At 70.7% G+C, this 11013-nt stretch carries 14 protein-coding genes; 5 read left to right on the forward strand and 9 right to left on the reverse strand.

The window, feature by feature from the left end:
* Window positions 1-20: 20 nt before the first annotated feature.
* Both QSK39_RS27995 and QSK39_RS28000 read right to left on the reverse strand, forming a co-directional pair.
* Window positions 21-803 carry a haloalkane dehalogenase gene (locus QSK39_RS27995; protein WP_285480788.1) on the reverse strand — a complete coding sequence of 261 codons (783 nt, stop codon included), beginning with the start codon at window positions 801-803 and terminating at the stop codon, window positions 21-23.
* On the reverse strand, window positions 800-1579 hold the full coding sequence (locus QSK39_RS28000; RefSeq protein WP_285480789.1) for an SDR family oxidoreductase: 780 nt from the start codon (window positions 1577-1579) through the stop codon (window positions 800-802). The genes QSK39_RS27995 and QSK39_RS28000 overlap by 4 nt, the downstream gene beginning before the upstream one ends.
* Before the next feature lie 67 nt (window positions 1580-1646).
* Between QSK39_RS28000 and QSK39_RS28005 the strand changes: the two genes are divergently transcribed.
* Entirely contained in the window at window positions 1647-2012 is a 366-nt protein-coding gene (locus tag QSK39_RS28005) for a winged helix-turn-helix transcriptional regulator (RefSeq protein ID WP_285480790.1), read from the forward strand.
* Here the strand turns inward: QSK39_RS28005 and QSK39_RS28010 are convergent.
* From QSK39_RS28010 to QSK39_RS28025, 4 genes are all read right to left on the reverse strand, one after another.
* Complete coding sequence (locus QSK39_RS28010) at window positions 1985-2569, reverse strand: bleomycin resistance protein (RefSeq protein WP_285480791.1); 585 nt, start codon at window positions 2567-2569, stop codon at window positions 1985-1987. The genes QSK39_RS28005 and QSK39_RS28010 overlap by 28 nt on opposite strands.
* Window positions 2570-2578: 9 nt before the next feature.
* On the reverse strand, window positions 2579-4141 hold the full coding sequence (locus tag QSK39_RS28015) for a carbohydrate-binding protein (protein WP_285480792.1): 1563 nt from the start codon (window positions 4139-4141) through the stop codon (window positions 2579-2581).
* 115 nt (window positions 4142-4256) lie between these two features.
* Window positions 4257-4703, reverse strand: coding sequence for a nuclear transport factor 2 family protein (locus tag QSK39_RS28020; RefSeq protein WP_285480793.1), 447 nt, complete (start codon window positions 4701-4703; stop codon window positions 4257-4259).
* Between the two features lie 5 nt (window positions 4704-4708).
* Window positions 4709-5584, reverse strand: coding sequence for a TIGR03619 family F420-dependent LLM class oxidoreductase (locus tag QSK39_RS28025; RefSeq protein ID WP_285480794.1), 876 nt, complete (start codon window positions 5582-5584; stop codon window positions 4709-4711).
* Between the two features lie 147 nt (window positions 5585-5731).
* Between QSK39_RS28025 and QSK39_RS28030 the strand changes: the two genes are divergently transcribed.
* The gene (locus QSK39_RS28030) at window positions 5732-6553 is read left to right on the forward strand and encodes a hypothetical protein (protein WP_285480795.1); all 822 of its coding nucleotides are present in this window, start codon (window positions 5732-5734) and stop codon (window positions 6551-6553) included.
* A 51-nt stretch (window positions 6554-6604) separates the two neighbouring features.
* Window positions 6605-7438 (forward strand): DJ-1/PfpI family protein, encoded by an 834-nt coding sequence (locus tag QSK39_RS28035; RefSeq protein WP_285480925.1) that lies wholly within the window; start codon window positions 6605-6607, stop codon window positions 7436-7438.
* On the opposite strand, the gene QSK39_RS28040 is transcribed toward QSK39_RS28035, so the two are convergent.
* Both QSK39_RS28040 and QSK39_RS28045 read right to left on the reverse strand, forming a co-directional pair.
* The gene (locus tag QSK39_RS28040; RefSeq protein WP_285480796.1) at window positions 7426-8235 is read right to left on the reverse strand and encodes an Fpg/Nei family DNA glycosylase; all 810 of its coding nucleotides are present in this window, start codon (window positions 8233-8235) and stop codon (window positions 7426-7428) included. The genes QSK39_RS28035 and QSK39_RS28040 overlap by 13 nt on opposite strands.
* Window positions 8235-8708 (reverse strand): ribose-5-phosphate isomerase, encoded by a 474-nt coding sequence (locus QSK39_RS28045; protein ID WP_285480797.1) that lies wholly within the window; start codon window positions 8706-8708, stop codon window positions 8235-8237. Before QSK39_RS28045 ends, QSK39_RS28040 begins: the two co-directional genes overlap by 1 nt.
* 45 nt (window positions 8709-8753) lie before the next feature.
* Here QSK39_RS28045 and QSK39_RS28050 point away from each other — a divergent pair, with 45 nt between their 5' ends.
* Complete coding sequence (locus QSK39_RS28050) at window positions 8754-9476, forward strand: 2-phosphosulfolactate phosphatase (RefSeq protein WP_502873312.1); 723 nt, start codon at window positions 8754-8756, stop codon at window positions 9474-9476.
* The gene (locus tag QSK39_RS28055) at window positions 9473-10282 is read left to right on the forward strand and encodes an MBL fold metallo-hydrolase (RefSeq protein WP_285480798.1); all 810 of its coding nucleotides are present in this window, start codon (window positions 9473-9475) and stop codon (window positions 10280-10282) included. Before QSK39_RS28050 ends, QSK39_RS28055 begins: the two co-directional genes overlap by 4 nt.
* Window positions 10283-10289: 7 nt before the next feature.
* On the opposite strand, the gene QSK39_RS28060 is transcribed toward QSK39_RS28055, so the two are convergent.
* Complete coding sequence (locus tag QSK39_RS28060; protein WP_284742165.1) at window positions 10290-10910, reverse strand: mycothiol-dependent nitroreductase Rv2466c family protein; 621 nt, start codon at window positions 10908-10910, stop codon at window positions 10290-10292.
* Window positions 10911-11013: the final 103 nt, after the last annotated feature.

Consider the following 11013-nt stretch of genomic DNA (forward strand, 5'->3'; position numbering starts at 1 on the left):
CCCCCGGGGATCGTCCGGCTTTACCCAGGCAACTGAGCCAGCCACGAAGTCAGCGTCGACGCGATCAGTGAAGGCTGTTCCTCCGGCGTGTGATGGCCGGCCGCCACCGGGTGGTGCGCCACCTCCAGCGATGCGAACGTCGCGGACATCCAGTCGATCATCGGCTGGGTCAGCATCGTGTCCAAGCCCGGGTCGAATGTGATCAGCAGTTTCGGCACCTCCGAAGACGACGCCAGCCAGCCGTCGAAGGCCTCGATCCGCGACACCACCGACGCCGGTTCGCCGCCCAGCGGCATCGAGCGAGCCCAGCGCAGCAACGGAATCCGGGACTCCGGGGTCGGGTAGATCTTCGCGTACTCCTGCGGGAGCGACGCCAGGAACATCGAGATCACGGATTCGCCGACGCCGGGAGTCTTGATCGCGCGGAACACCTCCGCGCCCGCCGGCGGGAACTCCTCCCACGTCATCGGCTTCAGGATCGCCTCCGTGAACGCCAACCCCCGGACTCGCGATGGGTGCCGGGATGCCCAGTCCGCCGCCAGCGCTCCTCCCCAGTCGTGGCCTACCAAGACCACGTTGTCCAAGGCGAGAAGGTCGAACCATTCGTCCAAGTAGCGTGCGTGGTCGTCGAAGGAGTACTCGATGGGCGGGCGCTCCGAGGCACCCATGCCGATCAGGTCCGGGGCCAAACGGCGGCCCGGAACGGAAGGCATCACGTTGCGCCACAAATACGATGACGTCGGGTTTCCGTGCAAGAACACCACCGGGGCTCCGGCTCCGGACTCCACATAGGACAAAGTCACTTGAACGCTCCCGCGAACCGCGCCGCCCAGTCGGCGAAGGGATGCGGTGGGCGGCCCAGTACCCGCGAGACGTCCGGGCTCACCCGCTGCTCCGCCGGCGTCGGCGAGCCCAGGATGTCCAGCGTTGCCTCCGCCACCTCGGGTGGCATGAACGACACGAACGACGAGAACGCTTCCGAGCGCGTCTGCGAAACGAACCGCACCGGCTCGCCCACTGCCTCCCCGATCGCCGCCGCCTGGTCGCGTGGGGAAATCAGAGTCGGGCCCGTCAGCTCGTAGGTGAGACCCGCGTGCGAGGAGTCCACCAGGGCCGCGGCTGCCACCGCGGCGATGTCCGCCGGGTCGATCAGCGGCAACGCCACGTCGCCGAACGGCGCAGCCAGTGTCCGCGAAGTGCGCACGCTTTCCGCCCACTGCAACGCGTTCGACGCGAAGCCGCCCGGGCGCAGGATCGTCCACTGCAGACCGGACGCTCGCACCGCATCCTCGAAGAACGACGGGTGACGGCCCGTTCCGACGCCTTGGGACGACAGCAACACCACCCGCGCCCCGCCGGCCGCGTCCAGTACCGGCTCCAACGGCCCTCGGAAACCCGGCGGCAGCAACAAGAACACCGCCGACGCTCCCTCGAAAGCCGGACGCACCGACGCCGCGTCCGACAAGTCACCCGCGAACGGCCCCCGGCGGGACACCGCCCGCACTTCCTCACCCGCCGACTCCAACGCCGCCACCAACGGCTGTCCGACGTTTCCCGTAGCTCCCGTAACAACGATCATGCCGACGACGCTACATTCGGACGTATAGTAGGTACCTAGAGGAAAGTATTGGACGGAGGCACCCAAAGTGACCGAGACCACACCCGAGCTGGCCTGTCCGATCGCCCCCGTCGTCGACATCGTCTTCAGCCGCTGGACGACGCCGATCCTGTGGGCGCTCAACGAATACGGACGTCAGCGGTTCGTCGAACTCGAACGCCGCATCGCCTCCATCACCCCGAAGGTGCTCACCCAGCGGCTGCGGCAGCTCGAGCGCGACGGCCTGATCACCAGGACCTACCACGCCGAAGTCCCGCCGCGGGTCGAATACGAGATCAGCGACCTCGGCCGCAGCCTCGGCCCGATGTTCGCGACCCTCGCCGAATGGTCGGCCAACCTCGGCAAGGTCGACGCGGCCCGGCAGGCCTACGACTCGCGCAGCTCCGCCAGGTAGTCCTCGGCCGCGGCCACATCGGCCGCCGAGGCAGTAGCACGCTCGCGGTCGAGCGCCGCCGAGAGGATCTTCACCGCCTGGTCGACGTCACCCCGCGAGTCCCCCTGGACGACGGCGTTCTCCAAAGCCCGCCCGAGTTTCGAAACAGCCGGCGGAGCGGACTCGGCGACCAGCGGGACGATCCGGATCCAGTTGCCACCCGGGTCCACGACGCTGAACCCGGTGACGCCGCCCATGTTCTTGCGCGGCCGGGGCCGGGTCATCCGCGGAATCCCGGCCACCAGCAGCTTTCCGCGCACCGCGCGCATCCCCGCGGCGAACGCTTCGAACAGCGCGCTGACGTCGGGGACCTGCACCAGGCAAGTCCCGTAGGACTCCGCCGGGTCGAAACCCGGCATCCCGAAGAAGTGCAGGTGCAGGTCCTCGCGGCGCAGCGCCACGTACGGGTTCGGGCGGAGCTGGTGGTACGTCCGCTCGAACCCGAGCATGCGGTAGAACTCCTCGATCTCCTCGACGTCCCCACACGGCAGCAACGGAACAGCCACTTCGTACGCCATACGAGGAGATTAGGGCGAAACGTCCAGATAGTCCAGGTTCGCCGGACCGTCGGCCGTCGTCGCCGTGACCCGCACCGCGTGCGGACCCGCCGCCAAGGCGACCGGCCGGGTGACCGTGCTCCACGTCGTCCACGCGCCGGTCGCCGGGAACGGCACGCCCGCGGCCACCACCGTGCCGTCGACCGCGATGTCCACCGGGCGCGCCGCCGCCGTGCCGTTCGCGTAGCCGAACGTCAGCGCCGACGCCGGCCCGGCCACCTGCCACTCGACGTAGCTGCCGGCCGCGTTGGCGCCGTTCGCGAAGCCGGTTCCCGAGAAGCCCGCGTGGTTCGCGTCCACCGTGCCGCCCGCCGACAGCGTCGCCGACTCGGCTTCGTAGCGCGAACCGGACCGGGACACGCGGTACAGCACCGTCGCGTGCGAGGGCACCGACGCGCTGATCGTCCCCGAAGTGCTCCGGATCGCCTTGCTCCACAGGTCCTTCAGCGTGTACGACGACGCGCTGCCGATGCCGGTCGCCGAGGCCGAAGTGCTGATCGTGGCCGTCGCGGAAGTTTCGTTGGACAGCGCCACCGCGCGGTCGCCGTCGGCCAGGACCTTGCTGTAGACGACCAGCCCGCCGGCCGAGCTCAGCACGGTCGCCTGCTTGCCCAGCGGGTCCTGGTCGAGCGCGATGACGTCGGTGTTCTTCAGGATCGAGAAACTGTCGTCCGACACCTTCCGCAGGTCGCTGCCGATGAGCAGCGGCGCCGCCATCATCGCCCAGAGGCTGAAGTGCGTGCGGTACTCCGCCGCCGTCATACCGCCGTTGCCGACCTCCAGCATGTCCGGGTCGTTCCAGTGCCCCGGGCCGGCGTACTGCGCGAGGCCGCGGTTGGCCTGCGCCTTGCCGATCATGCTCGACCACTTGTCGGAGATGTCGCCGGTGGTGCGCCACAGGTTGCCGACCGGCGCGGCCCAGGTCCACGGCTTGTTCTGGCCCCACTCGCAGATCGAGTACGCGATGGGCCGGCCGGACTTCGCCAGCGCGTCCCGCATCGCCTTGTAGCGCTGCTGCGCGTCGACGCCCTGGTTGTTGCAGTTGTCGTACTTCAGGTAGTCGACGCCCCAGGAGGCGAAGAGGTTCGCGTCCTGCTGCTCGTGGCCGAGGCCGCCGGGGAAGCCGGCCTTGTTGCACGTGTGCGTGCCGGCACTGGTGTAGATGCCGAACTTCAGGCCCTTCGCGTGCACGTAGTCGGCCAGCGCCTTGATGCCGTGCGGGAAGCGCGCCGGGTCGGGGACGAGGTCGCCCTTCGAGTCCCGGTCCGGCAGCGCCCAGCAGTCGTCGATGTTCACGTACTGGTAGCCGACGTCCTTGAGCCCCTTGCTGACGAAGAGGTCGGCGATACCTCTGATCATCGTCTCGCTGAAGTCGGCTTTGCACTGCGTGGAGTTCCAGTTGTTGAACCCCATCGGCGGCGTGCGCAAGAGCCCGTTTTCCAGGGCGGCAGCCGGGGTCTGGCTCAGGACGGTGCCGCTGGCCGCGAGCGCGAACGCGGCGGCCGCGACCGCCGTGCGCCGGAGGAAGGACATGCTTGCTCCCTGGTGGAGACATCGGAGGTCTACACCAGTTAGTAAAGAGTCCTACCTAACCGGACGTCAAGAGATCATGTATCAGATATGAAATTGGGTTTCCGCTGGCCGGGACCTACTCGGTCACCTGCCGGGCGGTCGCCATCGCGCGTTCGGTCTCCCAGAACGCCCGCATCGACGTGATCAGGCCGTCCTCGCCGACGCGGTAGACGAACACCCCGTCGGTGTCGACGCGGTAGCCGCCCGGCAGGTACGTCGTGATCGTCCCGACGTTCGCGCACTCGTCGCCCGCCGCGTGCGAGTCGCGGATCGTGAACTCGAAGCGCTCCACAGTGCCGATCGTCTTGTCCCAGAACGCACTGATCCCTTCGCGGCCGTGGTGGCCCTTGCCCTCCTCGTCGAAGAACGACGGCCCGACCGGGTCTTCCACCACCGCGTCCGGCGCGAAGAGATCCAGCCACGCCTCCTTCTCCCCCGCCGTCACCGCGGTCATCGACGCGAGCGCCGCGCGCCGCGCCGGCGGCTGCTCCGCCGCCGTGTCCCAGCTGACCTGCACGCCCACGGTCGTCACTCCTCGAACTTCGCGATGATTTCGGCCCCGAACTTGTGGATCGCTTCGAGCTTCGGCTCGACCGGCGCGTCGAACCCGACGCCGTCGAACACCCACGGCATGGTGATGATGTCGGTGACGCCCACTTCGGCCTGCTCGCGGTAGCCGTCGAGCCCGAACTTGTCGATGCAGACGGCCTGGTACTCGAACGGGTCGTCGGCCCGGCCGCGCTCGGCCAGCAGCTCCTTCAGCCGGGCGATCGTGTCGCGCAGCTCGTCGAGCTTCATCATCGCCGACGACCAGCCGTCGGCGACGCGGGCCGCGCGCTTCAGCGCGACTTCGGTGTGGCCGCCGATGTAGAACGGCACCCGCTTCGGCGGCGCCGGGCTCATCTGGATCTTGTCGAAGTCGTAGAACTCGCCGTGGTACTCGACCATGCCGCCGTCGAGGATCAGCCGGAGGACGTCGATGGCCTCGTCGACGCGCTTGCCGCGCCGCTCGAACGGGACGCCGCAGTACTCGAACTCCTGCGGCAGCCAGCCGACGCCGAGCCCGAGGCCGAACCGGCCGCCGGTGAGCACCGACGCCGAGCCGACCTGGCGCGCCAGCAGCACCGGGTTGCGCGAGCCGAGCTTCAGCACGGAGGTGTAGAACTCGATGCGGCTGGTGACCGCGCCCATCGACGCGGTCGCGACCAGCGGGTCGACCCAGGGCGTCTCCCCGGTCCAGAACCGGCTGCCGTCGGGCGTGTACGGGTAGTCCGTGTCCACCGTCTCGGCGTAGAAGAGCGAGTCCGGCAGGGCGATGGAGGCGAAACCGGCCTCTTCGGCGGCCCGGGCGAGCTCGCCCAGCTGATCGAGGGGGTTCATCGCGATCGACAGGGTGAACTTCATACCACGGAACTATAACGTGTTCTAGTTTACTCGGCCAGCCCGCACGGTGTGCCGGATCACGTCCCGGGAACCCTCCGCGTAACGTCCGCGTTGTCCGAATCAAAGGTGACTTCCGGTCACCGGGCACCGAGCTTCTGGGAGTGGTCCATGGGCACCGCGATCTTCCTGATCGTAGTCGTCGTCTTGATCGTCGGTGGCGGCCTCTACTTGTCACGGCAGCGTGCCGCGGCCCGGCAGCGGGAACTCGACGACGCGAAGGCCGACGCCCGGCGCCTCGTCGAGCGGCTCGGCGGCCAGGTCCTCAACCTCAACGGCAACGACACCGCGTCGATGCAGGCGATGGCGGACGCCGCCGAGCGCTACAACGCGGCCGGTTCCCAGATGGAGCAGGCCCGCACGATCGAGCAGGCCCGCCTGGTCAAGGACACCGCCGTCGAAGGCCTCTACTACGTCCGCGCCGCGCGCGTCGCGATGGGCATGGACCCCGGCCCGCAGCTGCCGGAGGAGGCCGAGCGCGAGCGCGCCGGCAAGGTCACCGAGCGCCGCGACGTCGACGTCGAGGGCCAGCACTACGCCGCCTCGCCCGACGCGGGCCAGGACACGCCGTACTACTACCCCGGCGGCCGCGTGGCCGGGCGGCCGGTGCCGCAGGGCTGGTACAGCGAGCCGTGGTGGAAGCCCGCGCTCGTCGCCGGCGCCTGGGGCCTCGGGTCGATGTTCCTGTTCAGCGCGATGTTCTCCGGCATGGGCGGCATCGCCAGCGCCTCGGCGTGGGAGTCGGGCTACGACGCGGGCCAGCAGGACGCGCTCGAGTCCGGTGACATGGGCGGCGACGGTGGTGACGGCGGAGGCGACTTCGGCGGCGGCGACGGTGGCGGCGACATGGGTGGCGGCGACTGGGGCGGCGGCGGTTTCGACGGTGGCGGCTTCGATGGCGGGGGCTTCGACGGGGGCGGCTTCGACTTCTGATCGCCGGCTGGCATCCTCCTGGACGACCTTCAGGAGGATGCCTTGGCGACCGTGCTGATCCCCGTCCCGGCCCGGGACTCGGACCCGTCCGAAGTGGCCGTCAGCCGGGCGGTGCTGAGCCGGGAGCACACGGTCGTCTTCGCGACGCCGGACGGCGCGCAGGCCACCTGCGACGAGATCATGGTCACCGGCGAAGGCCTCGACCTGTGGAGCCGCGTGCCGGGCCTGCGGAAGCTCACGGCGCTCGGCCGCGTGCTGCGGGCCGACGAAGCCGCGCGTGCCGCCCACCGGGCGCTGCTCGAAGATCCCGCGTGGCGCGCCCCGATCCGCTGGGCCGACATCGAACTCGACTCCTTCGACGGCCTGCTGCTGCCCGGCGGGCACCGCGCCCGTGGCATGCGGGAGTACCTCGAAAGCCCCGTGCTGCAGGGCGTGGTCGTCGACGCGTTCCGCCGGGACCTCCCGGTCGCGGCGATCTGCCACGGCGTCCTGCTCGCCGCGCGCAGCCTCGACCCGGGCACCGGTCGCTCAGTGCTGTACGGCCGCACGACGACCGCGCTGAACTGGCAGCTGGAACGCACGGCCTGGCGGCTCGCGCGCCGGACCCGGTTCTGGGACCCGGACTACTACCGCACCTACCGCGAAGAGCCGGGGCAGCCCGAGGGGTTCATGTCGGTGCAGCAGGAGGTCACGCGCGCCCTGGCGCGGCCGGAGGACTTCCGCGACACGGCCGACCGCGTCCAGGCGAGCGGCCGGGCCCGCGACCGGCTCGACGACGCGCGGCCGGCCTTCGTCGTCGAGGACGGCAACTACGTCTCAGCGCGCTGGCCCGGCGACGTCCACACGTTCGCGAAGACCTTCGCCAAGAGGTTTCAGGCCGGCTGACAGGTGGGGCACCAGTAGAGGTTGCGGCCCACCAGCTCCGAGTTCGCCACCGGCGTCCCGCACACCAGGCACGGCTGCCCGGCGCGGCGGTAGACGTACACCTCGCCGCCGTGGCGGTCGACGCGCGCCGCGCGGCCCATCGCCTCCGGCAGGTGCTCCGGGCGGACCGTGTCGATCCGGCCGACGCGGACGCCGTCGCGCATCAAGGTCACCAGGTCGGCCCACAGGTCGTCCCACAACGCCCGGTCGAGCGACCGTCCCGGGGTCAGCGGCGCGACGCCGTGGCGGAACAGCACCTCGGCGCGGTAGACGTTGCCGACGCCCGCCAGCACCGCCTGGTCCATCAGCAGCGCCGCGATCGACGTCTTCGAGCGCGAGATGCGCGCCCAGGCCTGGTCGGGTTTCGCGTCGCGGCGCAGCGGGTCGGGGCCGAGGCGCGCCTTGATCGCGTCCACCTGGTCGGGGGCCAGCAGCTCGCACCGGGTCGGCCCGCGCAGGTCCGTCCAGTGGGTCCGCCCGGACAGCCGCAACCGGACCTGGCCCACCGGCTCGGGCGCGGGCAGCGGGGACTCGCCGAACGTGCCGTAGAGCCCGAGGTGGATGTGCACGATCCCGTGTGGACCGTAGTCGTGGAAGAGGTGCTTGCCGTACGCCTGCGCGCCGACGAACACCTGACCGTCCAAACGGGACGCCTCGGTGGCGAACCGGCCCTGCGGGCTGCTCACCGCGACCGGGGCGCCGGCGTACCGGCGCTTGTGCAGCCGCGCGAGCCGGTGGAGCGTGTGCCCCTCGGGCATCAGGCCTCCGGCAGCGCCGGCGGGGTGCCGGTGCGCTCGTAGTCCAGCAGCTGCTGGACGCGGCGCGCGTGCCGTTCCTCCGGCGAGACCTCGGTCGCCAGGAAGGCTTCGACGATCTCCGTGGCCTGCTCGGCGGTGTGCATCCGGGCCCCGACGCCGATCAGCTGGGCGTGGTTGTGCTCGCGGCACAGCTTGGCCGTCTCGACGCTCCACGCGAGGCCGGCCCGCGCACCGGGGACCTTGTTCGCGGCGATCTGCTCACCGTTGCCGGAGCCGCCGACGACGATGCCGCGGCTGCCCTCGTCGGCCACCACGCGCAGCGCCGTCTCGACGCAGAACGCCGGGTAGTCGTCGGCCGCGTCGTAGACCTGCGGGCCGATGTCGGTGACCTCGTGGCCCTGCTTCTCCAGGTGAGCCACCAGGTGGTTCTTCAGCTCGAAGCCGGCATGGTCGGATCCCAAGTAGACACGCACGGCTGGGAGTCTGCCATCACGGCCGGTTTCGGGCATGCTCCGGGGGTGGGCATCTGGGAGCAGACGGGGTACGACGTCCGGCTCGACTGGGGCGCCGAAGGCGTGGCCGCCCTCGGCCGGGAATGCGCCGTGCTGGTCGTCGTCGACGTGCTTTCCTTCAGCACCACCACCGATCTCGTGGTCGGCCGCGGCGGGCGCGTGCTGCCGGTCCGCCGGCGCGACGAACGCGGGGTGGCACAGGCGCGAGCGGCGGGCGCCGTCATCGCGGGTGAAGGCGCGTTCAGCCTCAGGCCGTCTTCTGTGATGGAAATCCCGCCGGGAACGCTGCTCGCGCTCCCCTCGCCCAACGGCGCGACGCTGTGCGACGCCGCCGCGGCGACCGGTGCGCGGGTTCTAGCCGGCTGCCTGCGCAACGCTTCCGCCGTCGCCGCCAAGGCCCACGCGCTGGGCGGCCCGATCGGGCTCATCGCCGCCGGGGAACGCTGGGGCGTGAACATCTTCGGCCAGGGCGAGACGTTCGGCCCGCTGCGGCCGTGCGCCGAAGACCAGATGGGGGCCGGCGCGATCGCCGCGGCACTGGCGGAGCATGGCTCGTCCCTGTCGCCCGAGGCCGCGCTCGCCGCCCGGTCGGTCGACGTCGCGGCGCTGGCGGGCTGCGTGTCCGGCCGCGAGCTGACCGAGGCCGGGCACGGCGGCGACGTCACGCTGGCCGCGCGGCTCGACGTGAGCGATGCTGCCCCGATACTGAGCGAAGGAGTACTGGCATGAGCGGGCGCTGGATCGAGGTCGCCGACGGCGTGCACGCGCGCCGCTACGCGGAGCTGGACCTGACCGTGGGGCTGGTCGTGGGCGCCGAGCGCTGCCTGGTCGTCGACACCCGCGGCGACCTGGAGCAGGGTGCCGAGCTGGCCGCGGCGGTCCGGGAGCTGACGTCGCTGCCGTGGTCGGTCGTGTTCACGCACGCGCACTTCGACCACACCTGGGGCACCGAACGGTTCACGCCGTGCGCGGTCTGGGCGCACGAAGGCTGCCGCGCCGAGCTGACCGAGTACGCGGAAGACGCGCGCGCGAACTGGATCGCCTACTACCGCGAACAGGGCAAGGCGGAGACCGCCGACGCCATCGCGCGCACCACGTTCGTCGTGCCCGACCACCTGTTCACCGACCGGACCGAGCTCGACCTGGGCGGCCGGGCGGCGGTGCTGCTGCACCCCGGCCGCGCCCACACCGACCACGACGTCGTCGTGCACGTGCCGGACGCGGGCGTCCTCTTCGCCGGGGACATCGTCGAGAACGCCGAACACGGCTTCAGCGCGTTCTCCTTCAGCTCCGAGTCGGACCTGACGGCCTGGCCGGACACCCTCGACACGCTCCTCGCGCTGGAACCGCGTGTGATCGTGCCCGGCCACGGCGAGCCCGTCGACGCCGACTTCGTCCGCTACCACCGCCACGGCCTGCACGAGCTGATCGCGCTCAAGGCCGGGGTCGGGCGCGGCGAGACGACCGAGGCCGCCGCCGTGGCCGCTTCGCGCTACCCCGGCGACGTCACCTTGGCCGCCCTCAAGACGCCTTGAAGGCGGCTCAGTCGAAGTTCAGCTCGCCCGAGCGGGTGCGCTTGAGCTCGAAGAAGTCCGGGTAGCTCGACAGCGCGACGGCGCCGTCGAACACCTTCAGCGCGTCTTCGCCGCGCGGGATCGAGCTCAGCACCGGGCCGAAGAACGCGACGCCGTCGATGTGGATCGTCGGGGTGCCGACGTCCATGCCGACCGGGTCCATGCCCTCGTGGTGGCTCTTCTTCAGCGCCTCGTCGTACTCGGTGGAGTCCGCGGCGTCGTACAGCTCGGCCGGCGCGCCGATCGCGGCCAGGGCTTCCTTGATGACCGCGTCGCGGTCCTTGTTGCCCTGGTTGTGGTAGCGGGTGCCGAACTCGGTGTAGTAGTCGCGCAGCACCTCTTCGCCCTTGAGCTGCGACAGCGCGACGGCCACGCGCACCGGGCCCCAGCCCTTCGCCAGCAGCTCCTTGTACTGCTCGGGCAGCTCGTCGCGGCCCTCGTTGAGCACCGACAGGCTCATGATCCGGAAGTGCAGGTCCAGGTTGCGGTGCTTCTCCACCTCGAGGATCCAGCGCGAGGTGATCCACGCGAACGGGCAGATCGGGTCGAAGTAGAAGTCGACCCTCGTGGGCTGCTCGGCAGCGGTCATCAGGTTCTCCTGTGCGAAGTCAGGTCCGGTCCGGGGGCGGGCACACCCCCACACAGCGGGCCAACACCTCGGGACCCGGGCTTGTTCCCCATCGCCCGCCACC

It is taken from the genome of Amycolatopsis sp. NBRC 101858 (genome assembly GCF_030269325.1).
Taxonomy (GTDB): domain Bacteria; phylum Actinomycetota; class Actinomycetes; order Mycobacteriales; family Pseudonocardiaceae; genus Amycolatopsis; species Amycolatopsis ponsaeliensis.